Source organism: Paraburkholderia sp. BL25I1N1 (assembly GCF_003002025.1).
In the GTDB taxonomy this organism is placed as follows: Bacteria; Pseudomonadota; Gammaproteobacteria; order Burkholderiales; family Burkholderiaceae; genus Paraburkholderia.
The window spans coordinates 1-24,837 of sequence record NZ_PVZB01000012.1 but is presented as its reverse complement, the minus strand read 5'-3'; the positions used below and the strand labels follow the sequence as shown (position 1 = coordinate 24,837).

Here is a 24,837-nt window from a genome sequence, read left to right as displayed (position 1 = left end):
TCAACAGCAGGTTCGTTGCTAAGCGCTGACTGCTCCGCCCGAAGCGTTTTCAAGCTCCTCGACGAGCATCGTACTGAATGTTTCGAGCGCGCCCGACAGGAATCTTCCGCGTAGCGATTGCAACTGGACACTGCGCAGTTGCATGGCCGGATGATCGACTGGAATCGCGATCAGTCCGTCCATTTCAAGGCGAGCTTTAACGGTCAGGAGGCTCGTTAGCGAAATGGCGCCAGCCAGTTGGGTAAATACGTACAGCATGCCGGTATTGTTGCAGGTCAATATCGGATCGAATCTCAACCCTTCCAGAATCGATGTCATTTCGAAAATCTGCCGGATCGTGGTGTCCTGGTCCGGCAGTGCAATCGGAAATGAATGAAGGTCGGCAAGGGAAACCCGCGCCATGTCAGCGAGGGCATGAGAGCGCGGCATGAGCGCGTAGATAGGCGCCTGTCTGGAATGCAGGACGACGATATCCTCGTCCCTGCTAACGCTGAAAGTGAGTCCGAGATCCACTTTCCCACTGCCGACAAGCATGGTCACTTCTTTCGGTGCGACCACCGAGACCTCGAAACGCGTTCCGGGAGACTGCTCGGAAAACGACGCGATAGTCCGCGGCACCACGTCGCGTGCGAATGCTTCAGACACGGCGATCTTGATTACGCTTCGATCGAACGTATAAAGCGCATGGATTTCGTCCAGCACCTGCTTCTCTTCCAGCAAAGTTCGGCGCACGTAGTTTGCAAGCAACCGCCCCGCCGGATTAAGCACCATTCCGCGCGGCTGCCGGTCGAACAGCTTGCTCCCGACCTCCTCCTCGAGCCTTGCGATCTGACGGCTGAGAGCGGAAATGGTGACATGCATCTGCTCGGATGCTTCCGCAAGCGAACGCGTGTTGGCGACGGATAGAAAGTAGCGCATCGGTGTACTGAGCATGATCGTGGTGGCGCATTTGAAAATTAAGAAACGGGACCCTGCAAATAAGTCAATTGCGATGCAAGTTTTGTCTTCGTACGCTGCTCTGGTCAATCGGAAGTCTAGAGTCGAGAAACGGAGGTCCATCATGACACGCAGTAAATGCATCGGCAACGCCGCCTCCTGCTTCGATTCCGGAAGATTTCTCGCAGATCTGGATCGCCGGGTTCGCATGCGCACCGAAAGTCAATGCGCCTCGGGAATGCCTGTTCTCCATGAATATTTGCGCGATGAGATACTGCCGCGTATCGAACCGCTCGGATTCAGCGGCGTGGTGCTCGCCAATCCCGTCGAAGGCGGCGGTCCAATGTTACTTGGCAGCCGTATCGAGGATCCGTCGCTGCCTACAGTCTTGCTCTACGGACACGCGGACGTAGTCAGAGGCCAGGATGATCAATGGGAGCCAGGACTTTCGCCGTGGTGCGTGACAGTGAAAGGCGATCGTTGGTACGGCCGCGGCACTGCGGACAACAAAGGACAGCATTCGATCAACCTGGCCGCGCTTGAGACGGTTTTGCAGGCACGTGGCGGGAGACTCGGCTTCAACGTCAAGCTGCTGATGGAGACCGGTGAGGAAACCGGCTCGCCGGGGCTGGACCAGTTTTGCGAGCGCTACCGTGACGCGCTCGCGTCTGATCTACTCATCGCGTCGGATGGCCCCAGGGCCCAGGCGGACCGGCCGTGCATTTTTCTAGGCTCGCGCGGCCTTGTTAACTTCACGCTCTCGCTGCAACTGCGCGATGGTGCGCATCACTCAGGCAACTGGGGCGGTTTGCTGCGCAATCCGGGAACCGTGCTCGCTAACGCGCTGTCCGCATTGGTGGATGCACGCGGCAGGATACTGGTCGATGCGTTGCGTCCGCAGTGTATACCGGAGGCGGTGCGCACTTCGTTGCGCGACATAGCCGTGGGCGGCGGCCCGGGTGATCCCGTCGTCGATACGGACTGGGGAGAAATCACACTGAGCCCGTCCGAACGAGTTTATGGTTGGAATACGCTTGAAGTGCTGGCTTTCACGACTGGCAATCCAACCAATCCCGTGGGAGCCATTCCGCCCACGGCACGCGCCCATTGCCAGCTTCGATATGTGGTCGGCACGCAGTGCGACGACGTCGAGGCGATCGTACGTCGCCACCTGGACGACCACGGCTTCAACTGCGTGTCGGTCGAAGTCGGCGATCGCATGGCCGCTACGCGTCTATCTCCGGATGACGCGTGGGTCAACTGGGCGATCGACTCGATTCAGGCAACGACCGGCAAGAAGGTGGACCTGTTACCTAACCTCGGCGGCTCAATACCCAACAGCGCGTTTGCCGATGTTCTCGGCTTACCAACGCTCTGGATTCCCCATTCGTATGGCGCTTGCTGCCAGCACGCCCCCAATGAACACTTGCTCGGCAGCGTTGCCCGAGAAGCACTGCAAATGATGGCTGGTTTGTTTTGGGACCTCGGCGAAGACGGTGCCGACATTCTTGCCCGGAGGTTATGACAGTAAACGATCGATGGACTGGTCTGAGCTCGCGCCGTCGAACGGGCAAATCGATTTCTCTATATGGAGCATGTCATGGATACACCCGCAAGCGTGAGCACCAGCTTTCTTTCTCAGCCGACGAAAACCAGGTTTTACCTAACCATATTTGCTGCAACTATCGGAAACGCTTTGGAATGGTTTGATATCCTGATTTATGGATTCTTTGCGACGACAATTGCAAAGACGTTTTTTCCGGCATCCAGTTCGTCACTATCGCTGCTGGTTACGCTTGGTACTTTCGGCATTTCTTATCTTGTTCGACCCATTGGCGCGCTGGCACTTGGTTCCTACGCCGACCGGCACGGTCGAAAAGCGTCGATGCTGGTATCGATCACGATGATGATGATCGGCACACTGACCATCGCCGTCATGCCAGGATACGCAGCAATTGGCGTGGCCGCACCTATCGCTGTGCTTGCTGCCCGTCTGCTGCAGGGCTTTTCCGCGGGAGGCGAGTTTGGAAGTACAACCGCGTTTCTGGTCGAGCAGGCGCCGCACCGAAGCGGCTTTATGGCGAGCTTCCAGTTCGCGAGTCAAGGGCTAAGCTACCTACTGGCTGCGGGGTTCGGCGCGGTGCTGACCAGCACCCTGGACACGGCCTCCATGGAATCATGGGGCTGGCGTGTTCCGTTTTTCTTTGGAATTCTGATCGGTCCAGTCGGACTATACCTTCGCAGGCAGTTGAAGGACGAGCATAGCCTGGACAAATCGCCTGTTTCCCATACGCCTGTCAGGACCGTTCTAGCGCATCAGAAGCTGCGTATGCTGCTCTCGATCGGCGTGTTGGCCGCCTCGACCGGCACGAGCTACGTAATTCTTTATATCCCGACCTATGCGGTCAAGCAACTCCACATGCCATCGTCGTTCGGATTCACAGCGACTGTCTTGACAGGTGCAATTCTGATGCTCGTACCGCCATTTGTTGGCGTTCTCTCCGATCGGGTGGGCCGAATCCGCTTGATGGCGGCCTCTGGCGTAATCTTCACGCTGTCAATTTACCCGGTGTTTGACGCATTGATCCGTCATCCGACCTTGGGCGCGTTAATGGCAATGATGGCGTGGGTCGGTTTGCTGAAAGGCGTATATTTTGGTGCTCTGCCCGCATTGATGTCTGACGCCTTTCCTAAAGAAACACGCGCGACCGGTATGGCAGTCAGCTACAACATCGGTGTAACGGTCTTCGGCGGGTTCGCGCCATTAATCGTTGATTCTCTAATTCAACTCACCGGCAACAAGCTTTCACCTGCCTTTTATCTGGCATTTCTCGGCGTAGTGAGTCTAGCGGCATTGTGGAAATGCAAAACCGTGTTGCGGTTGCGCTAAATCCGGCATCCTGCGAATTGACTTGCATGCTCACAGGGGCGATGCACCCGCCTTTTAAGCATGATTCGACTCGACGACGACCGCCCGCTTCTCGCTGACCTCGGAAATTGGGTTGCCGGCAATGAAACGATGCATGTGATTCGCGCATCGGCGCAGTACACGCCGGCGAAAGTGCGCGCGTTCATCGACTGGATGGCGGAGGTATTTGCGGATCCGCCGTGGATTGGCGGTAGGCGTGAGCGACGCTGACGCGATTGACGTAGCCGCCGCGGGCAGCGCCGCCTCACAGCGCAAGTTCTGCTTAACTCTCCGTCAAGCAGCATTTCAACGCACATTGCCGCGATGGCACGCTCAAGATCTGCTTTAAACCGACGCCTGACCCGCTCGCCTAAAAAAGATCCTCATGCCGGCAATTGACGAGGATTTCCGCGACGCTCGCCGAGTTCGGCAGTTCAATCGTATTAGCGACAATGCGTGCCAAATCTTCCGGTTGTGTCATGGCTTCGGGCGCCAGGTCGGCGATCCCCGCCGCCATTTCCGTGTTCACGAAACCCGGGCAGATCGCGGTCGCACGAATGCCGTCGTCCCAGCCCGCGCGCCTGACCGCGTGGTTGAGCGCGATCACCGCATGCTTCGACATTTGATAACCAGCGTTGAGGTTCTTCACACGCTTGCCCGACAACGACGCGATCTGCACCACGCGAGCCGCGCCGGCGCGACGTAAATGCGGCAACGCCGCCTGAATCAGACGGTACGGCGCCTTCACGTTGATATCCAGCGTTTCTTCAAGCATCTCGTCGGTGCCGTCTTCGAGACCGACGGGTTTGCAAATGCCCGCATTGCTGACCAGCACGTCGATGCGGCCGAACGCTTCGACGGTCGCCGCCACCCAGCGGCGCCCCGCCTGCGGATCACGCGCTTCGTAAGCGCAGACGAACGCGTCGAAACGGTTCGCGAGCGAGGCCGGATCGCGTGCGCCCAGCGACAAACGATAGCCGCGCCGCGCCAGTTCTTTCGCGATCTCGAGGCCGATGCCGCGACTCGCGCCGGAAATCATCGCTACCTTTTGCACGGTTTGCATGGCTGCTCCCTAGAAGCCCGCGTCGATCACGATTTTCGTGCCGTCGCTGAAGCGGTTCAGACGAAATGCGTGAGGATTCACGAGCGGCGTGTCGTTGGTGACGAGGTCCGCCATCAGTTGGCCCGCCGCCGGGCCGATGCCGAAACCGTGGCCCGAAAAGCCAGTGCCGATAAAGAGCCCCGGCACGGCGTCCACGCCGGAGATCACGGGAATGGCATCCGGTGTGACATCCATATAGCCGGCCCAACGCTGCGCAATACGCGCGCCGGCAAGGTGCGGAAACACCTTGACGAACTCATGCAGGCCGCCGTCCACATAAGCGGCGATCGGCTCGGGATCTAGCGTGCGTGTCTGTTCGAAAACAGTGGGCCGATCGAGCGCCCAATGACGCGGACGACGCAATTCGTCAAAAAAGCGCGCGCCGATGCCGATCCGCAGCGAACCCAACTGGCTCTTCAACGCCTCGATGTATTGGAAAAACAGGCGGAAACTGTCGGGCGTCAGATCGCTATAGGTGCGAAAGCCGTGTGCCACCGTATAGCCGCCGTCCGCGCGCTTGCGAAACGCGAAATGCTTGTTGCTGGCGCTGCACGTGGGGCCGCCCGCAATCGGTTCCGTACGCAGCACCGACGCACGCACGAGCAGTTGCGGCAGATCCACGTCGAGATTGCCGCAGAACAGCCGCGACCACGCGCCGCCTGCCACCACCACGCTCTGACAACGAATCGTGCCGTGCTCGGTGACGACCGCGCTGACCCGTCCGCCGCTGGTTTCGATGCCGCGCGCGGCACAGGGCGTGAGAATCCTGACGCCGCGTTTGCGCAACGCATTGGCGATGGCAGGCGCGGCCTTTTGCGGCTCGGCACGGCCGTCGCCGGGCGTATATAAACCGCCCTTGAATGCTCTTGCCGCACCCGGCAACAACGCGGCAACCTCTTTCGAGTCCACCAGCCGCGTGTCGAACGCGTTGCCCGCTATGCCCCGAGCGTCGTCCAGCCACGTACGATGACCTTCCATGACCTTGTCGTCCTCGGTCATATAAAGGATGCCGCACTGGTTGAAGCCGGTTTCGATGCCGAGCGTTTCGTCGATCTTGCGCCACAGTTTCAGGCTTTCAATGCTCAGTTCGAACTCGCGCATGTCGCGGTGCGTCACGCGCACCCATCCCCAGTTGCGGCTGGACTGCTCGCCCGCGATATGGCCTTTCTCGCAGAGCGCCACGCGCAAGCCCTTATTGCTGAGAGACAGCGCGGTGCTCACGCCGATAATCCCGCCGCCGATCACGACGACATCCACTTCCGCGGGTACGTTCGTGTCGTCGGCGACGACGTCGACTTGTGGTCCCATATTATTTTGCTGCCCTGCCGATAGCGGTTATTGAGGTTGTTTGGCGATGCTGGCATTAGGTGTTTCGGTTTCGGCGGCCTGCGCCTTTCGCTGTTTGCGGCGCGTGCTGCCTTGACGGGGATTCGCGAAGCGATTGGTCCAGCGGTCGATGTGATTGATCGCGTGCGTCAACGGCACGGTAATCAACAGATAGACCGCGCCAGCGGCCACTAGCGGCGATAGATTGGCGACATTCACCGACGTGTTCTGCCCGATGGTGAACAGATCGCGCTGCGATGTCAGCAAACCGAGAAAGTAGACGAGACTCGAATCCTTCACGATGGAAATGAACTGGTTGGCGAGCGCCGGCAGAACGCGCCGGATGCCCTGCGGCACGATCACGTGACGCATGCTGCTCCAGTACGTCATGCCCAACGCCTGACAGGCGGAGAGCTGGCCGCGCCCGACGCTTTGAATGCCCGAACGGAAAATCTCCGCGATATAGGCCGACGAAATCAGGCCCAGCGCGACGATGGCGAGCGGATAAGGATTGGGCCCGAAAATCGCCAGGCCCACCGGCGCCAGACCCTGGCCCACCAGCAGAATGACCAATGCCGCGGGCAGACCGCGGAACACGTCGATGAATACCTGCGCGGGCAGCATCAGCCAACGCGTGTGCGATACCGCCATCAACGCGAGAACCATGCCCGCGACAATGCCGAGCAACGTCGAAAACACCGACAGCACCAGCGTATTGACGAGACCGGTACAGAGCAGCGACGGCAGCGAGCCGATCAGCAAGGGCCAGTCGAGAAAGTTCTGCAGGAATGCATTCATGACGCGCTCCAGTCTGTGCGTCGGCGGCAAGCGCGTTGCCGTCTCGTCCACTAATCGTCCGGTTGAATCGTCAGCTCAGCTTAGCTGCCGCTTTTCATAGCATACGGCGGCAGACTGGTCGGCTTCGGATAGCCCGGGTGGAATTGCTGGTAGAGCTTGAGCCACGTGCCGTCCGCGACCAGTTCGTTGAGCGTCTTGTTCAACGCGGCTTCGAGCTTCGCGTTGCCTTTGCGGACCGGAAAACCGGCCGGCAGATTCACTGCGGAGATATCCAGCTTGTCGGCGATGTTCACTTGTGGGTACTTGCTCTGCAGCCCCGCCACCAGCGTCTTGTCGACGAAGTAGCCGTCGATGTACTTCGAGCGTAGCGACAGGAACCCCGCGTTCAGATTCGGAAAGCGCACGATCTGCGCGCCGGGCAGGTAGCTGTCCGAGTACGTGTCTTCGATGGTGCCCTGTATGACGCCGATCCGCTTGCCCTTCACCGACGCCAGATCGCTCGAAATCGGGCTGTCGGACAACGTCGCGACGCTGAGCAGTCCGGTCAGGTAGCCCTCGGAGAAATCGACCATCTTCAGGCGATCCTTGGTGATCGAGATCGACCCGGCGGCCAGATCGATCTGCTGATTCACCACGCTCGGCAGCAGGCCGCTAAAGTCTTGCGCGCGGAAATCGGCGCTCAGGCCGAGTTTGCCGGCAATCGCGCGCAGCAGTTCGACGTCGAAACCGGTCATCGTGCCGTTGTCGACGTAAGAATACGGCTTGTTGTTCGCATCCACGCCGGCAACCAGTTTGCCGGGAGTCAAGGTGCCGACGTCGTCGGCAAACGCGGGGACAGCGGCTGCGAGCGATAGCGGGACGACTATCGCAACGAGGCTTAGGAATTGGCGAAATCGCATGATGTTTGCTCCGACGAAGAGACCACGGGTGAAAAGAATGACGGCGAAATCAGTGCAAGATCCTCGAGAGAAAATCGCGTGCGCGCGCCGAGCGCGGACGGTCGAAAAATGCATCCTTCGTGCCGTCTTCGACGATGGCGCCTTGATCCATGAACACCACGCGATCGGCCACGCGCTTCGCAAAACCCATTTCGTGCGTGACGCAAAGCATCGTCATGCCCTCCTGCGCCAGTTCGGTCATGACGTCGAGCACTTCGTTCACCATTTCCGGATCGAGCGCGGAAGTGGGCTCGTCGAACAGCATCGCGACCGGATCCATCGAAAGCGCTCGCGCAATGGCGACGCGTTGTTGCTGGCCGCCCGAAAGTTGCGACGGAAACTTGTCCTCGTGAGCGCGCATGCCCACGCGTTGCAATAGCACGCGTGCCTTGTCGGTGGCTTCATCACGGCTTCTCCTCAACACGCGGGTTTGCGCGAGCATCAAGTTCTCACGGACGGTGAGATGGGGAAACAGCTCGAACTGCTGGAACACCATGCCAACGCGAGTGCGCAGCTCGGCGAGCGCGGATTTTTTCAGCGCGGACGGTTGACCGGCCACCGCGATGCCCGCCGCCACGATCGCGCCTTGCTGAACCGGTTCGAGTCCATTGACGGTCTTGATCAGCGTCGATTTGCCGGAGCCGGACGGTCCGCAGATCACGACGACTTCGCCCGCCTGAATGTGCGCCGAACAATCGCTCAGCACTCTATGTTCGCCATACCATTTCGACACGTTCTGCAGCGAAATCATCGGCGGCTCCTGGTTGACAATGACGTGCTTCATGACAGCGCGGCACGTGCGCGGCCGTCCCACAAGTCGTCGAGTTGATAAAGCGCGGTGCCGACCGGCACGACCCAACGGCTTGCGATGCCCGCGGCGCTCACCGGGAATGCGCCTTCGCCGAATGCGCCCGGCTCGGCGTCGACGCCGAGCAGGTGCCGCGCGACGCGCTGCCCGAGATAGCTCATCAGCGCGACGCCATTGCCGTTGCATCCCAGCGCATGGTAGATGCCGTCGTGCACGCCGATATGCGCGAGCCGGTCGCCAGTCATTGCCACATAGCCTTTCCATGCGTGCGTGATGCGCACGTCGCGCAGCGCCGGCCAAAGCTCGATCATCTTCGCGTACAGAATTCGCGCGGCTTCGCGTTCGCTCACTTCGCGAATCGCCGGCCGCGAGCCGAAGATCATGCGCGTGCCATCCGGCGAAGGCCGCGTGTAAAACAGATTGCGTTTCGAGTCGCTGATCATTCTGCGTCCGGGGTTGAGCGCGGCCATCAGTCCGGCGGGCAGCGACTCGGTCGCGATCTGGTAACTCGCCACCGGCAGCACACGGCGCGACAGGAACGGCAGCAGCGGACCGGTGTAGCCGTTGGTCGCGATTAGTACCTGCTTCGCGTCGATGCGGCCGCGGGCGGTATGCACGAGAAAGCCCGCGCGGTGCCGCTCGATTCGCTGCACTGCGGCGTGCGAATGCAGACTCGCGCCGCGGCGTCGCGCCAGCTGCCGCAGCGCGCGATGATATTTGGCCGTATGCAGACCGCCGTATTCGTCGACCAGAATGCCGCCGTAGTAATAGTCGGAGCCGATCAGCGCACGCTGGTCCGCGCGAGTAATCACGTGCACCGTGACGCCGGTTTTTTCGTGCAGCAGTTCACCCTGTTTGCGCAGATGCTCGAAATGCCCTTGCGTGAACGCGCCGAAGAAACGGCCGGTGATCTGCAGATCGGCGTCGAGCGCTTCGTCGGCGATGATGTGTTGCAGGTACTCGAAACTCGCCATCGACTCGTGCATCAAACGGCTCAGCCGCTCGGGAGAGACGCCTCGAATCGCGTTGGTCAGTGCGAGCTTTTGCCCGCTCGACACCATCCCGCCGCTGCGCGTACTGCCGCCCGCGCCGATTTCCGCGGCGTCGAGCACGGCTGCGCTCGCGCCCTGGCGGGCAGCCTCCGCTGCTGCCGAGAGGCCGCAGTAACCACCGCCGACGATCGCCAGATCGACACGCTCGGGCAACGGCTCGCGCGCCGTTTCGGGCGGCGCTGCATCCCACCAGTAAGGCGCAACCTTGAAATCGTCGTGGAAAAGCAGCGCGTCGGGTCGCATGGAATCTCGCGGTTGACTGTTGCGACCCAGTGTAGGTTTGCGTCGTTTATCCGGTCAAATACGGCCAAAAACGTCTGCCATTCATTTTTGATATGGCATGCTGAACGGCATGTTGTCGTAACCGGCAGGGTGAACAGCGTGAATCAGCGGCAAATAGAGGCATTCAGGCTGGTGATGCTGCGCGGGTCGATGACGGCCGCGGCCGAGGAACTCGGCACGTCGCAGCCGAGCATCAGCCGCCTGATTGCCGAACTGGAGGAATCGACCGGCCTCGCGTTGTTCACCCGTAACGGCGGGCGGATACAAGCCACGGATTCCGGCAGCGCGTTCTATCGCGAGGTGGATCGGAGTTTCGTCGGGCTGGAGAAACTTGCGCATTCGGCCCGAGAGATTCGCCAGCTCGGCACGGGACGTTTGCGGTTCGTGGCTGCGCCGGTGCTCGCGTTGTCGTTCGTGCCGGCCGTGCTCGAGCGCTTTCTCGCGGCGTATCCGCGCATTGCGGTGTCGCTGGAAATGCGCAGCGAAGGGACGATCCAGCGTTGGGCGTCGGCGGCGTATTGCGATATCGGTTTCGCCACCACCACGCCGGATGCGTTCGGCGTCACCAGCGCCGAACTCTATCGGCTGCCGGGCGTGTGCGCGCTGCCCGCCGCGCATCCGCTCGCCGCGCGCAAGCAGATTCGCGCGCACGATTTGCGCGGTCAGAGTTTGATCCTGCCGTCGTATGCCGACGACACGCGCTCGTCGCTCGACCGCGTGCTTCGGCAAGCGGAAACGAACCAGGTGCCGACTATAGAAACACCTTATGGCGCGACGATTTGCGCGATGGTGTCGCGCGGGCTGGGGGTGGGCATTGTGAATCCGCTTGCCACGCTGGACGCGAACCCGGAGCACATCGTGTTTCGTCCGTTTTCACCCGACGTGATGTTCCGTGGGTTTACCGTTTGCCCGCAACTGCAGCACACCAATCCGGTTATCGGGGCTTTTCTGGCGTTGACTGCCGAAACGATGCGCGAAATGGTCGAGCGGTTTGCACAGTAGTGCAGGGTCATCGATCTCCGAATCGTCAATGTCTTCACGGTAGCCAACCCTAAACCTGTCCGACCAAAAAATTCTCAAGAGACGCCAACACCTCATCCGGCGCATCCTCGGGCAGCAGATGGCCGCCGGGCAATCCCTTGCCCGTCACGTTAGCTGCCCATCGGGACCACGCGTCGAGGGGCAGGATGCTTCTCGCCTTCTGTTCGCTCTCGCTCCACAGTACCAGGACCGGACAGGCGAGCCTTCGGCCCGCAGCCAAATCGCTCGCGTCGTGCTCCAGGTCCTCGGAAGCAGCGGCGCGATAGTCTTCGCACATGGCGTGGCGCACCTGCGGATTCCTGAAGGCCGTTCGATAGACGTCGAGGACCAGGGGATCGATCCGCTCAAGACCGCCCGCCATCTTCGCCAGTGCGGTGTCGAGATAAGCGTCCGGATCGGCCGCAAGCATCCGCTCCGGGAGATCGCCCGGCTGTGCCAGGAAGAACCAGTGCCAGGCGTTCAACGCGAATGTCTTGTCGATAGTTGCGAATGCATCGAGCGTCGGTATCACGGTCAGCGAGGCATATGCGGCGACGCGTCGAGGATGGTCGAGCGCAAGCCGGTATCCTGCCCGAGCGCCCCGATCATGCCCGACCACTGCGAAGCGCTCGTGCCCGAGCCGGCCCATCAGCGCGACCAGCGCGTCGGCTACGCGACGTTTGCTCCATCGCGGCTGATCGTTGCGAGTGCGGCTGTCGCCGTACCCTGGCAAATCCGGCACGATGACGGTGTGCGACTTCGCGAGCGTCGGCGCAATCAATCGCCACGCGACGTGAGTTTGCGGGTACCCGTGCAAAAGCAAAACGGGCGGTCCGCTCCCGCCGATCCTGCCGCGAAACGAGACATCGTCTGCTTCGACGTCAAGCATCGCGAAGCCCGGAAAGAAGTCCTTCCCGACTTCATGCTCCATGGTTATCTCCTCGTAAAACGTGACTTCATTGCTGCGACGCCGACCTGACGAACTCGGCCAGATCGCGGTTGAAACGCTCGGCTTCCTCGATGAACGGCGCGTGCCCCGACTCCGCGTAGACCTTGCTGACGATGTGCGGATTCAGCGCGGTCGCGCGGGCCAGCGTCGCGTGGGTGTCGACCAGCGCGTCATGACCGCCGTAAATAAAAAGCAGCGGCACACGCGCCTTGCCGAGCCCCTCCGCGGCGAAGACCGTCATCGTCGGCACTTCCTTTTGCATGTCCCATGATGCCATGGCGGCGTTCGCGAGCAGCCGGTCGAACGTGTCGGCGTCAGGCCGATGGTTGAAACAAAGGCCGACGAAGGTGCGCTCACCGTCGAGATGCGTCTGCAGATCGGGAGAATTCATGTCCCGATAGACGTCGGGGTGATCGACGATCTGACCGGGAGCGAGCTCGACCACGCCATCGACATACACGGCGCCCGCGATTGCGCGATCGCCATACCTGGCGAGGTAGTTTGATATCACCACGCCACCGAGCGACCATCCGACTACGACAGGCTTGAGCGCGTGTGAACCCTGGATCACCGCTGCGAGGTCGTCCCCCCAGCGGGTTCCGTCGTGATATGGCTCCGGGCCGGGTGGCTTGTCCGACAGACCGTGGCCGCGCAGATCATACGTAATGATCCGGTATTGGCGCAATTCGGGGCTCCGCACCTGCGCGTCCCAGTTCAGGCGGCTGCCGAGCAGCCCATGCACCAGAACAATGGGCGGCCCGTTCGGGTTACCGCTTTCCTGAACCGCCAGCTTTACACCATCCGTCGATGCGACTGTATAACTGGTCGGCGCTGCGATGGCGTCGCCTGCGGACGCGAACAACGTCGCCGCCGAGAGCGCGGAAATCAGAAAGTGAGGGAACGTTCGAAAGCTCATTGCCTTTCCGTGGAGAGTGTCAGTGCGCCTAGTCTCAACCCTCACACCAATGTGAGAGTCAAGCGAATTGTGTTAGCCTGCTTTTCATGAAAGACAAGCCTCCACAGGAACTGCTAACAATCGGACAACTCTCGCAACGCACCGGCGCGAGCGTGCGGTCGGTCCGTCATTACGACGAACACGGTCTGCTCGCCTCGGTACGTGCGAACAATGGCTATCGCATGTTCCCCGAGAAGGCAGTCACGCAGGTCAAGCAGATTCAGCGCATGATCGCGACCGGTTTCACCATCGACGATATTCGCGGCTTTCCGGACTGCATGCTTCTGATCGAAGGCGCCCGCTCGTGCGACCAGATCACCGACGTCCAGCGGATACGGCTCGAAGCCATCGATCGTCAGATCGCGGACCTCGAAAAGCGTCGCGCGCGGCTCATCAAGACCTTGCTCGAAGGTGCGGTGCCGCCCGTCGACTGACTCGGACCGCGGCACACGAAAATCGCCCTCAAACGGGAACGTTGGACGCCGTTTTCTTCCTGCGAATATCCGCTCGCAGGCTGTCGTATTCCTCCTGACTGATCGGTGCTGCATCTCGCCGGCCGAGCGCGTTGACGGGCAGCCGGTAGGTTTCGCGCGCCGTCCATGCGCCTAGCGCGCCGATGCCGCAGACGGCCAGCGTGATCGTCCCCACGATCAACGGGATGTGCTGCGTGCCGGGCGGCACGGCGGCTGCGATGAACGCCGGCACGATCGCGGTAATGGCCGTGCCGATGTTCTGGCCGATCGCCATGGCGGTAACGCGGATACGCGTCGGGAACAGCTCAGGCATGAAGCTCGGATAGACCGCGTTGAAGCACTGATACACCACGCCCCACATCACGATCGCGATGACGATCGTCAGCATGGCACTGTGCAGACTGATCGCATAGAGATACGCATAAGAGAGCAGACCCGAGGCAAGCGCGCCGAATATGATGAGCGGCCGGCGTCCCCATCGATCGGACAGACTGCCTGCGAAGGGAATGAAGAACATCGCGGTCAGATTGGCGAGCAGCGGAATCCAGAGAAAGAATCCTTTCGAAAGACCGATACCGTAAGCGGGCTGTACCGCATAGGCCGCGCCGAAGATAGAAGTCACCGCGAGGATGATCGCAATCAACGCGATTTCGGCAATGCGGACGATATCCCGCCAGCCGTCGCGCAATGCTTCCTTGACGGGCGACGCGGGAATTTGCCGCTGTTGCGCTTCATCGACGAAAGCCGGTGTCTCCGACACTTTCCGCCGGATCACATAGCCGGCTACGAGCACGAGCACACTCAGCAGGAACGGTACGCGCCAACCCCACGCCAGAAACTGCTTCTCGGGGAGATAGTAGGCGAGCGGCATGAAGATGGCCGCCGCGAACACCTGGCCGGCGGTCACGCCCTGCATCGCGTAACTCGCAAAGTAGCCGCGACGGCCGAGCGGCGCATGCTCCAGCACGAGGGAACTGGAACCGGATATCTCCCCGGCGACCGCGAAACCCTGGATGAGCCGCAGGATCACGAGCAGGATCGGCGCTGCGAAACCCACTTGCGCAAATGTCGGCAGAAGACCCACAGCGAGCGTCGACAACCCCATCATGAACATGCAGGTGAGAAGCAGGTTCTTGCGGCCATGCGTATCGCCACGACGGCCGAGCACCAATGCGCCGACTGGTCGTGCGAGATAGCCGACGCCATACGTCGCGAGCGACGCGGCAATCGCAACGCGACTGTCTCTGGACGGAAAAAATAGTTGCGGAAAAACCAGCGCGGCGGCTTGCGCATAAATGAAATAGTCGTAGTACTCCAGCGCCGAGCCGATCCACGCGCTCGCGGTGGCGGTTCGTGCCTGATTACTGCTCTGCTGATGCGTTGCTGTCATTTCGTCTCCTGCATGTGTCTTGTCGGCCGTCGTGAACCGGGCTCGCGTACCGTCTGCGCTCAATACGTCGCGCGGCCGCCTGACAGGTCGAAGGTGAAGCCGGTCGTGAAGCTGCATTCGTCGCTTGCGATCCATGCCACCATGGCGGCGATTTCCGGAACGGTCAAAAACCGCCCCATCAGAATGCGCGCTTTGCTGGCCTCGATGTGCTCCTCCGTCATCTCCCGGAAAAGATCCGTTTCGGTGATCGCAGGCGCAATGCCGTTGACCGTGACGCCCGTTCCGGCCAACTCGCGCGCGATCGATTTCGTCAGACCGATGACACCCGCCTTCGCCGCGGCATAAGCGCAAATGTTCGGATGTCCTTCCTTGCCGACGATCGACGCCACGTTGACGATGCGTCCCGCGCCACGTCCGCGCATGTGCGGCACGGCGAGGCGACAGGTGTGGAAAACGCTGTTCAGATCGACGGCGAGAACGCGGTTCCATGCGTCGACCGGATAGTCCTGGATCGGCACGACCGGGCCGTTGATGCCGGCATTGTTCACGAGTATGTCGACATGACCGAACGACTCGAGCGTGACAGCGAACGCGGCCTCAACGGAACGCGCGTCGGCAAGATCGACGGCCTGAACCAGCGCCGCGAACGAGTCGCCGCTTGTTTCGAGCGATGAACAATCGACATCCCAACAGGCGATCCGGCGGCCTTCGTCCGCAAGTCGCTCTGCGATACCCCGCCCGATGCCACGCGCGGCGCCCGTCACGATGGCTGTGCGCGATTCAAATCTTCGTTGATTTATCGATTGCTTTTCCATTTCCGTTTGTTCCTGTATATAACGTAGTTCCTATCCTAGAAACGATGTTCCGGCTCGTCAACGGCAATCCCACCATTCATTCACATAGGGGAACAAACCAGGGAATGTCCCGGTTCGCGATAAAAACCGCTTGACCGCACGGCGTCACGAGTACCAACATAGAAATTGATTTCTATACGTGAACAACGAGGAGCGATACATGGAGCAGGCGATGATGGATCGATTGACGATCCGCGAGGCGATCGAAAACTGGGCGGTATGGCGAGATGCGGGAGACTGGGAGCGTTTCGCGACGCTCTGGCATCCGGACGGCCGCATGATGGCGACGTGGTTTCAGGGAAGCGGCCGTGAGTTCATCGAAGTGACGAAGGCCGGTTGGGCCAACGGCGTGAGCATCCTGCATTTTCTGGGCGGCACGTCGATCGAAGTGAGCGGCTCGCGTGCCGTCGCGCAAACCAAGATGACCATCTCGCAGCGTGGAGAAGTGGAAGACACGTTATGCGACGTCGTGTGCACCGGCCGCTTCTACGACTTCTTCGAGAAGGTCGGCGACCGATGGCTGCTGTTGCTTCGACAGCCCATCTACGAAAAGGATCGTCTGGATCCGGTCAAGCCGGACGCCCGTCCCGTTCTCGACGCGGCGCTGCTGGCCGAGTTCCCCGTTGGTTACCGGCATCTCGCCTATATGCAGACCCGAATCGGCTACAAGGTCAAACGCGACATGCCGGCATTGACGGGTCCGGAGGTAGAAGCGCTCTATGCGCGCGGCCGCCAGTATCTGCAAAACGGAGCGCTATGATGGAAGACGTCTCGCCGATGCGCTTCGATTACCGGGCGCTGCCGGCGCGCGTGCTGTTCGGCGCGGGCAGGCGTCGGGAAACGCCTGAAGTCGCCCGGCAACTGGGCTGCGCGCATCCGTTGATCGTCTGCACACCGGAGCAGAAGGATTTGGCCGATGCCATCGCGTCGTTGTTCACCGGTTCGCCGGCGCATATCTTTCCCGAGGCCGCGATGCACACGCCGTGGAACGTGACATCGCGTGCACTCGCGCTCGTGCAGGAGACCGGCGTGGCCTCCCTGATTGCTGTCGGCGGTGGTTCGGCGATAGGCCTCGCCAAAGCGCTTGCACTGCGCACCGGCCTGCCGCAAATCGCGCTGCCCACTACGTACGCCGGCTCTGAAGTCACACCAATCATCGGCGAAACGCAGGACGGCGAGAAACGTACGCGTCGTACGCTCGACGTGCTGCCGGAGGCCGTGATCTACGATGTGGAACTCACTCTGACGCTGCCCGCGCGCTTGTCGGCGACCAGCGGTCTGAACGCGATGGCTCACGCGGTGGAAGCGCTCTATTCCGTCGACGCCAATCCGGTCACGTCGATCATGGCTGAACAGGGTATCGCGGCCCTCGCCGCTGCGCTGCCCGAGATTCTCGCCAATCCCGCCAGTCTTGATGCGCGCAACCGCGCCCAGTACGGTGCGTGGTTGTGCGGAACGTGCCTCGGCTCCGTCGGCATGGCGCTGCATCACAAAGTCTGTCATGTGCTGGGCGGCACCTTCGATCTGCCGCATGCCGACACCCATGCGATCATGCTTGCGCACGTCGTTGCCTACCAGGCTGGCGCGGCGCCGCATGCAATGCGCCGCATCGCACACGCGCTTGAAGCCGACGACGCATGGTCCGGGCTGCACGCGCTCGCTGCAAGGCTGCACGTTCCCCAGTCTCTTGCGGAGATTGGCATGCCGCACGATGGCATCGGGCGCGCGGCCGATCTGGTGCTGCAACAGGCCTATGCGAACCCGCGCACGCCGGACTATGACTCGATCAGGGCAATGCTCGAAAGGGCATGGCGCGGCGCGGCACCACAACCCGATTCGCTGTGAGGAACACGCGATGCGCAATTTCGACGAAGACAACATCACTGCTGCGGTAATCGAGCGTCTCGCGGGAAGCAGGAGTGAACGCGTGCACCAGATCAGCGACGCGCTGGTTCGTCATCTGCATGCGTTCGTGAAGGAGATCGAGCCCACCGAATACGAATGGGCCGCCGCGATCCGCTTTCTCACGCAGACGGGGCAGATGTGCAGCGACACCCGGCAGGAGTTCATTCTGCTCTCCGACACGCTCGGTGTATCGATGCTGGTGGACGCGATTAATCATCGCTATCCGGGCGACGCGACGCAAACTACCGTGCTCGGTCCATTCTATGTGGAAGAAGCGGCTATTCTGCCGCTAGGCGCTTCGATCGCCGATGGCGAGCCGGGTGACCCTCTGCTGGTCGAGGGCACCGTACGCGATCTGAACGGTGAGCCGATCGCGGGCTCACTGATCGAGACGTGGCACGCGGACAGCCACGGCTTCTATGATGTGCAGAAGGCGGCGGGCAGGGAGAACCTGCACATGCGCGCGCGCTTCCTGACCGATCCGCAAGGCGCATTCTGGTATCGCTCGATCGTACCCGCGGCCTATCCGATTCCGAACGACGGCCCGGTTGGCCGCATGCTCGATGCGCAGGGGCGGCATCCGTACCGCCCGGCTCATGTGCACTTCCGTGTCAGTGCACCCGGCTTCCAGACACTCGTTACGCATGTGTTCGTGAGCGGCGACATCTACCTGGACTCGGACGTCGTGTTCGGCGTGAAGGACGCACTGATTGAACCACTGATACCTCTCGCACCGGGTCTGAGCCCGGCCGGTCATCTCGTCGAGGTTCCGAGTGCCCTGCTTGCCTATGATTTCGTGCTGCCGCCGCAGAACTGACCGCAGTGCGCCACGAGCCATTTTTATGTTACGGACGTGTTCCCATGCATGAACTATCGTTGCATCATCTGACCATCCTTGACGCGCATCCGCTGCAACTCGTCGATGCGGCCGCCGCTGCGGGATTTGAGTTTTGCGGCTTGCGGCTGGTCGCGCCCCCCGCCGCCGACGCCATCGTGGATGTCGCGAACCATCCCGCACTCATCCGCGAGTTACGCGCGCGACTCGACGCAACCGGCGTCAGGCTGTTGGATATCGAGGCGATCTGGCTGAGTCCGCAGACGGATGTCGCGTCACTACTGCCCGCACTCGAAGCGGGTCGTATGCTCGGTGCGCGGCACGTGCTCTGCGTCGGCAACGACACCGAACGCGCTCGCCTGCGGGACAACTTCGGCCGCCTGTGCGAAGCGGCCGACGGCTTTGACCTTTCGGTCGGGCTCGAAGCGATCACATACTGCGCGGTGGGTACGCCCGCCGACGCGCTCGGGGTCGTGCGAGACAGCGGACAGCCGAACGCGCGAATACTCATTGACGCGTTGCAGTACTTCCGTGCGGGCGCGACCTGCGAGCAGATCGATGCAATCGACCCGGCGCTGATCGAATACATCCAGATTTGCGATGCACCGAGCGCCGCACCGCAGTCCCTCGAAGCACGGCGACAAGAAGCGAGGACGGCCCGGCTGCTGCCCGGCGACGGTGAATTGCCGCTGCGCGAACTGCTGTCGAGACTGCGGTCCGATCTTCCACTCGCCGTCGAGGCGCCGACCCTCGCGCTACGTGGCCTGCCGTTCGAAGAACAGGCGAGACGCATCCATGCACGCATGCGGACGTTTCTCGCTGGTCCGGTGTCCTGATGCTAGTATGTTTCCATACATAAACAGGAGCCGGATATGTTGTTGGAAGACGAATCGAATGCAGTGGTCAAATCGGCGGATCGCGTGCTCGACGTGATCGAGTTGCTCGCGAGATGGGGACGCGAGATGTCCCATACGGAAATCGCGGAAGCGCTGGATATACCGAAGAGTTCGCTGACCAAGCTGCTCAAGAATCTTACGGCTCGTGGATTTGTCGAATTCGTCCCTGTCACCAAGGGTTATCGCCTCGGCGAAGCGCTGATCCGGCTTTCGCAGCAATCCACGCATAGCCGCTCGCTCGTCAGCTGCGCGCAGCCGGTGCTGGCGGAGATCACCCAGCAGACGCTGGAGTCGTGCGCGCTCAATCAGATCAAGGGCGATCAGGTGGAAGTCGTTGCGACAGTGACCAGCCCGCAACGGTTGGTATCCCATCTGCGACTCGGCGATCTTGCACCGCTGTATGCAGTGTCCGGGGGAAAGGTGATTCTCGCGTTTCTTCCGGATCAGATGCGTAGCGAGTACATCAAGACCGTAAAGATGCAAGCCATCACGCCGAAGACGATCACATCAAAAAAGGCGCTGCTTGCACAGATCGAAACCATCCGACACACCGGGGTCGCCTATTCGATGGACGAATACACACCGGGCATCGTTGGCGTCGGCGTGCCCGTGTTGTCATCGTCGGGCTTTCCGCTCGGCTCGCTGAACGTCGCGATTCCGTCGGTGCGTTATTCGGAACGTGTCGGCGCGCGGGCCGTCGCCGTTCTCAAGGCCTCCGCGGAACGCGTGCGCCGCGATTACATCGCCGCAAACGAACATACCCGGTAAGCCTATTGACACATTTTCCGCGGCCCTTGTCTTTGTGGTCGCAACTAAGTCGATTGCGATTCTCTGAACTATTGATGAAGGATATCGAATTTGATGAACGCACGAATTTCGGAGCCGAATGGAATCGTTCAGTTTCCTCGGGTAGGAGTCGGAGCCGGCAGCCTCGCAAACGCCGCGGGCGAGCAGGCGTTCTTCAACATGATTCACGCCGCATGGGCGAGCGGCGTTCGACATTTCGATACCTCGGCAGCTTATCTTGGCGGCGAAAGCGAGCAACGGCTTGGCGCTGCGCTGGCAGCGTTTCCGCGAGACGAGTTGTATGTATCGACCAAGCTCGGCAGGTACTTGAGCCAGCCTGGCGCAAGCTCCTTGCCAGGCGGTAGCGACTTTTACCTGGACTACACATACGATACGACGCTCCGATCGGTCGAGCGCAGCCTGTCGCGACTCAATGTCGATCGTCTCGATGCAGTTTTTATTCACGATCTGGATCCCGGTTTTGCCCGGACGGCGTATCGTGAGGAACTCAAAGCGGCCGTTGAAGGTGCGTTTCCCGCGTTACAGCGCCTGAAGGATGAAAAAGTGGTCGGCGCGATAGGCGTCGCCAGTATGGACTGGCAGGCCTGTCTGGACTTCGCCGAACTGGCCGACGTAGATGTCGTCATGCCGGCGGGAGAGTACTCGTTGCTTCGCACGCGCAGCACCGCATTGCTGGATCACTGCGTCGAGAAAGGCATTGCCTGGATCGCGGCGTCGCCATTCAACTCGGGCATTCTCGCAACCGGTTCGCGTCCCGACGCCTTCTACAACATGCGGCCCGCGACGCGGCTAGCCCTGTTGCAGACGGAAGGACTCGAACGCATTTGCCGTCGCCATCACGTGTCGCTGGCTACCGCTGCCCTGCTTTTTCCGTTGCGGCATTCAGCGGTAAGCACGATCGTTTTCGGCGCAAAGAACGCGGATGAATTCAACGAATCGTTCGCGCGTCTTTCTGAACGCTTGTCGGATCAGTTCTGGCAGGAGATGGACGCATTCCTCGTCGAGACGAAAGATTGGGAAGGGTGATTATCCGGAGGTTGCGAAGGAGCTTAATTGCTTCAATTCGGGAAGGGCCAACAAGTGGTCCGCCGCATCTGATTGCGCTACGGGCCGCCGGCGCGCGATACCGCGTGCATTGTCCGAAGAGGCTCGTCGTTTCGCTACACTGCGCACTTTCGCTGACAACCTGGCAGGAGGCTGCACATGGACCGCATGGTGGCGATGGAGACTTTCATAACTGTTGTCGATGCGGGTTCATTTTCCGCCGCGGCACGCCGGTTAAAGCTGGGCCAACCGGCCGTCTCAAAGACAGTCGCACAGTTGGAGGAACGTCTGGGGGCCCGTTTGCTATTGAGATCGACACGTGGCCTGGCGCCGACCGATGCCGGTCAACGGTTCTACGATCACGCACTCAGGGCCATTGATGAGGCGGAGCGGGCAGAACAGGCCGTACGTGATTCGTCGGATGGCTTGTCCGGACGACTGCGCATTGGCGCAGCCGTCACCTTCGCCCGGCTACACGTCTTGCCCGCATTAAAGTCTTTCCTGGATCAACACCCCAATCTGAGCATTGATATCGTACTTGACGATCGGTCGGTCGATTTGCTCGAAGAGGGTGTCGATGTCGCGTTACGTATGGGTGCCCTGGACGATTCGAACATGACGGCGCGTCGCATCTCCACCGGGCGGCGGGTCGTCGTCGGCACACCCTCATATTTCGCGGAGGCGGGGTTTCCGCAAACGCCTGGCGACCTTAGCCGTCATCAGGCGGTCGTTTACTCGGTGCGAGGCGGCGGTGAATCGTGGTTGTTCAGCCGGAGTGACGGTTCCGACTCAAACGTAACCTTGTCCGGCCGAATAAGCGTGAACGCAGCTGAAGGCATGCGCACGGCGGTACTCGCTCACATGGGCCTTGCTGTCGCTTCGGAATGGATGTTCGCTCCTGAACTCTCGAACGGCGCGGTTCAGGCCGTCCTGACTGACTGGATGTTGCCGCCGATTGACCTGTGGGCAGTATTTCCGTCCGGCCGCATGGCGACCATGAAGGCGCGTGCCTTCGTCATGTTTGTCGAGCACCTTCTCAATGAGCGCTCCAGCGAGGATCTCACCGCCTAGCCGCTGCGTACCGGGGCGCCAATGCCCCGGGCTGCCTCTTCGCAGTAGGAATAGGAGCTATTCCTCACCCGCGACTACCGGGCGACGCCACCTGAGCGGAGGATACGCATCAACCAATGCACGAAACATTGGCTCCGATGTGGCAGTCCCTTCCGGCTGTTCAGCCCGGAGGACCGCTTCGAATCCTATCTGTTGAGGAAAACATGACCCAGGCTCTGAAAGGCAAACTTGCTCTTGTTACGGGCGCTTCGCGTGGAATCGGTGCAGCTATTGCGGCACGTCTTGCGCGGGACGGCGCATCGGTGATCGTTCACTATGCGTCGAGTCAGGCGCGGGCCGACGCAGTTGTCAAGGAGATCCGCGATGCCGGCGGCGAGGCTGAAGCTGTCGGCGCCAACCTGTCGCAACCAGAAGGCGTCAAGAGTCTCATTGAGGCGCTGAACGGCGCGTTCGGTGGCCGCTTCGAGGGGCGGCTCGACATTCTTGTCAACAACGCTGGCACGGTGGAGTATGGACCCTTCCTTGATTCTTCGGAGACGTCATACGACACGCACTTCAACTTGAATGTTCGTGCGCCGATCGAACTGGCAAAAGACGCGGCAGCGCGAATGGTGGCGGCCGGCTGGGGACGCATTATCAACGTGGGCTCGGCCTTTGGCGAAGCCGCGCCACTGCCTGGTGTGACGCTCTACATCGCATCGAAGTTCGCCCTCAGAGGCTTCACTCGCGGGCTATCGCGCGAACTCGGCAAATATGGCGTAACCGTGAATGCCGTCCAGCCCGGCCCGATCGATACAGAACTGGCTCCGCAGCCCGGCACAGAAGACCACGCAACGATGACAAAGCTCGCAAGCGTGGGGCGTTTCGGCAAACCGGTGGAAATCGCCGCGGCTGTAGCTTATCTCGCGAGCCCCGAAGCAGGCTACACGACCGGCGAGAGTCTGACGGTCGATGGTGGATGGATTGCCTGAGGAAACCGACGAGCGTTTTCGCTCGCACGCCGCAACGCTTGATTCGCTCGCAGACGTGCGCGTCGGTCCGGAGCGCGTGCGGGCGCAACAGCATTCGCACGCGGTTCCCACGTTGTCGCCGCGCGCGTCTGCGAGAGCAAACGACCTTCGACAACGGCTGAGCTACGGAAATGGACGAAGACGCCAGATTGCTTGCTTTGAGCGCGATAGCACACCGCTCGCGATTGGCTATCTTTCGGCTGCTCGCTGCAGTGGGGCCTGGTGGGTTGCCGGCGGGAGAGATTTCTGCGCAGTTAGGAATTGTTCCGTCCAGCCTGTCTTTCCACCTAAAGGACATGTCGCGCGCGAACCTTGTATCCAGTAACCGGAAAGGGACCTTCATCTATTATTCGGCGGGCCTGGATGCCATTCATGGAGTTATCGACTTTTTGACTGAAATCTGCCTTGCTGACTCCGCAAGGACTCCTTTTTCCCGGTAAGGAGGATACAAAAATCAGTGATACGGACGCATGGTCTTTCTGGTCCACTGCCGGTAAGACGGATGGCCGCTTTACCTGTGAACGCAGCCGGCGAACCTATTCGCGGCGCAGCCTCGCTGACCAACCTCCGCCATAGCCGGGAGGAACGATGCTTGCGTCTCCTGCGGTGAATCGACCGAAGGAGCGCGATAGGGCCGAAGGGCGCAAACTGGGCGAGAAGGCACTACGAGTTGGTTCACGACGCGGCGCAGGAAAGGAGACGTACTATGAGAAATCGGCCTGGAACGCGGTCAATACTTCCCGTCCTGGTGATTTTGCTCGCCGGCTGTGTCGCTGGTGGCATGCCGTATGCCGGGCCGCACCTCACTCCGATCGAGTGCCGCGACCTGGCGGCACTCAAGACAAACGCGCCCCCTACGATGGCGCAGCACCAAAGCGAACTCGCCGCCTTAAGGAAAGCGGGCTACGACCCGTCACCCTGGTTTAATGATCCGTATTACCCGGATGATCTACAAGCGGCGCAGCGCCTGGTCGATTATTGGTTCCAAACGGAGTGCCAGCACCTTCAGCCCGGCTGAGACCGAGAGATCGCGGATCTGACTCGGATGTCACGGGACCGCCACTTCCGGTCGTTCGACGCCATCGCTCCGTTCGTCGACAATATTGCGGCACTCGGATCGCTACTTTCTTCGGTATGACGCGGGTAAGCTACTAGATCAGATCTGAGAGTTGCATCCATCTCCCGAGGACGTAGTTCCAGCAGCGCAGAACGAACAGTCCGCGTACGAGGCCATCTTTCGCCCGACGTCCGCCAACAGTGAGCGGCATTAACGCTAGACTCTTGGGCATTTTCCGGGAATCTGACATGCTTACGACCAGGTGTCCGGCGCTTCGGCGAGCTGCAATGCTCCCGGGGAGGGTGTTAAGGCTGGTGACATGCAGTCTGATCGGTTTCGCCTGCATAAATGTCCCAGCTCAGCCCGTGTTGCAGATCGCGCGTATAGCGAATGTCCCGGACCAGGAGGTTGGTGCAGAGAT

25 protein-coding genes are annotated in these 24,837 nt (G+C 60.8%); 14 read left to right on the top strand and 11 right to left on the bottom strand.

The features are described from left to right. Positions 1-18: 18 nt before the first annotated feature. Complete coding sequence (locus B0G73_RS18715; protein WP_258193360.1) at positions 19-1,080, bottom strand: LysR family transcriptional regulator; 1,062 nt, start codon at positions 1,078-1,080, stop codon at positions 19-21. On the opposite strand from B0G73_RS18715, the gene B0G73_RS18710 reads away from it, so the two are divergent. Both B0G73_RS18710 and B0G73_RS18705 read left to right on the top strand, forming a co-directional pair. Then, positions 1,061-2,461 (top strand): M20 family metallopeptidase, encoded by a 1,401-nt coding sequence (locus tag B0G73_RS18710; RefSeq protein WP_106282805.1) that lies wholly within the window; start codon positions 1,061-1,063, stop codon positions 2,459-2,461. The genes B0G73_RS18715 and B0G73_RS18710 overlap by 20 nt on opposite strands. A gap of 75 nt (positions 2,462-2,536) precedes the next feature. Next, a complete protein-coding gene (locus B0G73_RS18705; protein WP_106282804.1) occupies positions 2,537-3,826 on the top strand; it encodes an MFS transporter in 1,290 nt (429 codons plus the stop codon). A gap of 388 nt (positions 3,827-4,214) precedes the next feature. Here the strand turns inward: B0G73_RS18705 and B0G73_RS18695 are convergent, their stop codons facing one another. The 6 genes from B0G73_RS18695 to B0G73_RS18670 form a co-directional block, all read right to left on the bottom strand. Next, positions 4,215-4,907 carry an SDR family NAD(P)-dependent oxidoreductase gene (locus tag B0G73_RS18695; RefSeq protein ID WP_258193359.1) on the bottom strand — a complete coding sequence of 231 codons (693 nt, stop codon included), beginning with the start codon at positions 4,905-4,907 and terminating at the stop codon, positions 4,215-4,217. Between the two features lie 9 nt (positions 4,908-4,916). Then, positions 4,917-6,254, bottom strand: a complete 1,338-nt coding sequence (locus tag B0G73_RS18690) for an FAD-binding oxidoreductase (RefSeq protein WP_106282802.1) — start codon at positions 6,252-6,254, stop codon at positions 4,917-4,919. 27 nt (positions 6,255-6,281) lie between these two features. Next, the gene (locus tag B0G73_RS18685; RefSeq protein ID WP_106282801.1) at positions 6,282-7,070 is read right to left on the bottom strand and encodes an amino acid ABC transporter permease; all 789 of its coding nucleotides are present in this window, start codon (positions 7,068-7,070) and stop codon (positions 6,282-6,284) included. 80 nt (positions 7,071-7,150) lie between these two features. Further along, complete coding sequence (locus B0G73_RS18680) at positions 7,151-7,969, bottom strand: ABC transporter substrate-binding protein (RefSeq protein ID WP_106282800.1); 819 nt, start codon at positions 7,967-7,969, stop codon at positions 7,151-7,153. Positions 7,970-8,018: 49 nt separating this feature from the next. After that, entirely contained in the window at positions 8,019-8,759 is a 741-nt protein-coding gene (locus tag B0G73_RS18675; protein ID WP_106283000.1) for an amino acid ABC transporter ATP-binding protein, read from the bottom strand. Positions 8,760-8,788: 29 nt separating this feature from the next. Then, positions 8,789-10,111, bottom strand: coding sequence for an FAD-binding oxidoreductase (locus tag B0G73_RS18670; protein WP_106282799.1), 1,323 nt, complete (start codon positions 10,109-10,111; stop codon positions 8,789-8,791). Between the two features lie 138 nt (positions 10,112-10,249). On the opposite strand from B0G73_RS18670, the gene B0G73_RS18665 reads away from it, so the two are divergent. Beyond that, positions 10,250-11,152, top strand: a complete 903-nt coding sequence (locus tag B0G73_RS18665; protein ID WP_106282999.1) for a LysR substrate-binding domain-containing protein — start codon at positions 10,250-10,252, stop codon at positions 11,150-11,152. A 49-nt stretch (positions 11,153-11,201) separates the two neighbouring features. Here the strand turns inward: B0G73_RS18665 and B0G73_RS18660 are convergent, their stop codons facing one another. Both B0G73_RS18660 and B0G73_RS18655 read right to left on the bottom strand, forming a co-directional pair. Further along, a complete protein-coding gene (locus tag B0G73_RS18660) occupies positions 11,202-12,101 on the bottom strand; it encodes an alpha/beta fold hydrolase (RefSeq protein WP_106282798.1) in 900 nt (299 codons plus the stop codon). A gap of 25 nt (positions 12,102-12,126) precedes the next feature. Then, positions 12,127-13,035, bottom strand: a complete 909-nt coding sequence (locus B0G73_RS18655; RefSeq protein ID WP_106282797.1) for an alpha/beta fold hydrolase — start codon at positions 13,033-13,035, stop codon at positions 12,127-12,129. Positions 13,036-13,121: 86 nt separating this feature from the next. Between B0G73_RS18655 and B0G73_RS18650 the strand changes: the two genes are divergently transcribed. After that, positions 13,122-13,508, top strand: coding sequence for a MerR family transcriptional regulator (locus B0G73_RS18650; RefSeq protein WP_106282796.1), 387 nt, complete (start codon positions 13,122-13,124; stop codon positions 13,506-13,508). Between the two features lie 28 nt (positions 13,509-13,536). Here B0G73_RS18650 and B0G73_RS18645 read toward each other — a convergent pair whose 3' ends face one another. Continuing rightward, the gene (locus B0G73_RS18645) at positions 13,537-14,937 is read right to left on the bottom strand and encodes an MFS transporter (RefSeq protein ID WP_106282795.1); all 1,401 of its coding nucleotides are present in this window, start codon (positions 14,935-14,937) and stop codon (positions 13,537-13,539) included. Between the two features lie 59 nt (positions 14,938-14,996). Next, positions 14,997-15,752: an SDR family NAD(P)-dependent oxidoreductase gene (locus B0G73_RS18640; RefSeq protein ID WP_106282794.1), complete on the bottom strand. Its 756-nt coding sequence runs from the start codon at positions 15,750-15,752 to the stop codon at positions 14,997-14,999. A 199-nt stretch (positions 15,753-15,951) separates the two neighbouring features. Here B0G73_RS18640 and B0G73_RS18635 point away from each other — a divergent pair, with 199 nt between their 5' ends. The 10 genes from B0G73_RS18635 to B0G73_RS18590 all read left to right on the top strand — a co-directional run bounded on the left by B0G73_RS18635 (position 15,952) and on the right by B0G73_RS18590 (position 24,377). Beyond that, entirely contained in the window at positions 15,952-16,551 is a 600-nt protein-coding gene (locus tag B0G73_RS18635; RefSeq protein WP_106282793.1) for a nuclear transport factor 2 family protein, read from the top strand. Then, a complete protein-coding gene (locus tag B0G73_RS18630; RefSeq protein ID WP_106282792.1) occupies positions 16,551-17,636 on the top strand; it encodes a maleylacetate reductase in 1,086 nt (361 codons plus the stop codon). The genes B0G73_RS18635 and B0G73_RS18630 overlap by 1 nt, the downstream gene beginning before the upstream one ends. Before the next feature lie 10 nt (positions 17,637-17,646). Next, on the top strand, positions 17,647-18,513 hold the full coding sequence (locus B0G73_RS18625; RefSeq protein ID WP_106282791.1) for an intradiol ring-cleavage dioxygenase: 867 nt from the start codon (positions 17,647-17,649) through the stop codon (positions 18,511-18,513). Positions 18,514-18,557: 44 nt separating this feature from the next. Continuing rightward, on the top strand, positions 18,558-19,367 hold the full coding sequence (locus B0G73_RS18620) for a sugar phosphate isomerase/epimerase (RefSeq protein WP_106282790.1): 810 nt from the start codon (positions 18,558-18,560) through the stop codon (positions 19,365-19,367). 36 nt (positions 19,368-19,403) lie between these two features. Next, entirely contained in the window at positions 19,404-20,195 is a 792-nt protein-coding gene (locus tag B0G73_RS18615) for an IclR family transcriptional regulator (protein ID WP_106282789.1), read from the top strand. A gap of 93 nt (positions 20,196-20,288) precedes the next feature. Beyond that, positions 20,289-21,260: an aldo/keto reductase gene (locus tag B0G73_RS18610; protein ID WP_106282788.1), complete on the top strand. Its 972-nt coding sequence runs from the start codon at positions 20,289-20,291 to the stop codon at positions 21,258-21,260. A 177-nt stretch (positions 21,261-21,437) separates the two neighbouring features. Then, positions 21,438-22,349: a LysR family transcriptional regulator gene (locus tag B0G73_RS18605; RefSeq protein WP_106282787.1), complete on the top strand. Its 912-nt coding sequence runs from the start codon at positions 21,438-21,440 to the stop codon at positions 22,347-22,349. 116 nt (positions 22,350-22,465) lie between these two features. Next, positions 22,466-23,320, top strand: coding sequence for an SDR family NAD(P)-dependent oxidoreductase (locus B0G73_RS18600; RefSeq protein WP_258193358.1), 855 nt, complete (start codon positions 22,466-22,468; stop codon positions 23,318-23,320). 170 nt (positions 23,321-23,490) lie between these two features. After that, positions 23,491-23,799: a helix-turn-helix transcriptional regulator gene (locus B0G73_RS18595; RefSeq protein WP_106282785.1), complete on the top strand. Its 309-nt coding sequence runs from the start codon at positions 23,491-23,493 to the stop codon at positions 23,797-23,799. Between the two features lie 266 nt (positions 23,800-24,065). Beyond that, positions 24,066-24,377, top strand: coding sequence for a DUF4148 domain-containing protein (locus tag B0G73_RS18590; protein ID WP_106282784.1), 312 nt, complete (start codon positions 24,066-24,068; stop codon positions 24,375-24,377). Positions 24,378-24,837: the final 460 nt, after the last annotated feature.

Bases quoted from the DNA above. Each gene is read 5' to 3' on its own strand.
- B0G73_RS18710 (WP_106282805.1), top strand. From the start codon at position 1,061: ATGACACGCAGTAAATGCATCGGCAACGCCGCCTCCTGCTTCGATTCC.
- B0G73_RS18715 (WP_258193360.1), bottom strand. From the start codon at position 1,080: ATGCATTTACTGCGTGTCATGATGGACCTCCGTTTCTCGACTCTAGAC.
- B0G73_RS18705 (WP_106282804.1), top strand. From the start codon at position 2,537: ATGGATACACCCGCAAGCGTGAGCACCAGCTTTCTTTCTCAGCCGACG.
- B0G73_RS18695 (WP_258193359.1), bottom strand. From the start codon at position 4,907: ATGCAAACCGTGCAAAAGGTAGCGATGATTTCCGGCGCGAGTCGCGGC.
- B0G73_RS18690 (WP_106282802.1), bottom strand. From the start codon at position 6,254: ATGGGACCACAAGTCGACGTCGTCGCCGACGACACGAACGTACCCGCG.
- B0G73_RS18685 (WP_106282801.1), bottom strand. From the start codon at position 7,070: ATGAATGCATTCCTGCAGAACTTTCTCGACTGGCCCTTGCTGATCGGC.
- B0G73_RS18680 (WP_106282800.1), bottom strand. From the start codon at position 7,969: ATGCGATTTCGCCAATTCCTAAGCCTCGTTGCGATAGTCGTCCCGCTA.
- B0G73_RS18675 (WP_106283000.1), bottom strand. From the start codon at position 8,759: ATGATTTCGCTGCAGAACGTGTCGAAATGGTATGGCGAACATAGAGTG.
- B0G73_RS18670 (WP_106282799.1), bottom strand. From the start codon at position 10,111: ATGCGACCCGACGCGCTGCTTTTCCACGACGATTTCAAGGTTGCGCCT.
- B0G73_RS18660 (WP_106282798.1), bottom strand. From the start codon at position 12,101: ATGGAGCATGAAGTCGGGAAGGACTTCTTTCCGGGCTTCGCGATGCTT.
- B0G73_RS18655 (WP_106282797.1), bottom strand. From the start codon at position 13,035: ATGAGCTTTCGAACGTTCCCTCACTTTCTGATTTCCGCGCTCTCGGCG.
- B0G73_RS18650 (WP_106282796.1), top strand. From the start codon at position 13,122: ATGAAAGACAAGCCTCCACAGGAACTGCTAACAATCGGACAACTCTCG.
- B0G73_RS18645 (WP_106282795.1), bottom strand. From the start codon at position 14,937: ATGACAGCAACGCATCAGCAGAGCAGTAATCAGGCACGAACCGCCACC.
- B0G73_RS18640 (WP_106282794.1), bottom strand. From the start codon at position 15,752: ATGGAAAAGCAATCGATAAATCAACGAAGATTTGAATCGCGCACAGCC.
- B0G73_RS18635 (WP_106282793.1), top strand. From the start codon at position 15,952: ATGGAGCAGGCGATGATGGATCGATTGACGATCCGCGAGGCGATCGAA.
- B0G73_RS18630 (WP_106282792.1), top strand. From the start codon at position 16,551: ATGGAAGACGTCTCGCCGATGCGCTTCGATTACCGGGCGCTGCCGGCG.
- B0G73_RS18625 (WP_106282791.1), top strand. From the start codon at position 17,647: ATGCGCAATTTCGACGAAGACAACATCACTGCTGCGGTAATCGAGCGT.
- B0G73_RS18620 (WP_106282790.1), top strand. From the start codon at position 18,558: ATGCATGAACTATCGTTGCATCATCTGACCATCCTTGACGCGCATCCG.
- B0G73_RS18615 (WP_106282789.1), top strand. From the start codon at position 19,404: ATGTTGTTGGAAGACGAATCGAATGCAGTGGTCAAATCGGCGGATCGC.
- B0G73_RS18610 (WP_106282788.1), top strand. From the start codon at position 20,289: ATGAACGCACGAATTTCGGAGCCGAATGGAATCGTTCAGTTTCCTCGG.
- B0G73_RS18605 (WP_106282787.1), top strand. From the start codon at position 21,438: ATGGACCGCATGGTGGCGATGGAGACTTTCATAACTGTTGTCGATGCG.
- B0G73_RS18600 (WP_258193358.1), top strand. From the start codon at position 22,466: ATGCACGAAACATTGGCTCCGATGTGGCAGTCCCTTCCGGCTGTTCAG.
- B0G73_RS18595 (WP_106282785.1), top strand. From the start codon at position 23,491: ATGGACGAAGACGCCAGATTGCTTGCTTTGAGCGCGATAGCACACCGC.
- B0G73_RS18590 (WP_106282784.1), top strand. From the start codon at position 24,066: ATGAGAAATCGGCCTGGAACGCGGTCAATACTTCCCGTCCTGGTGATT.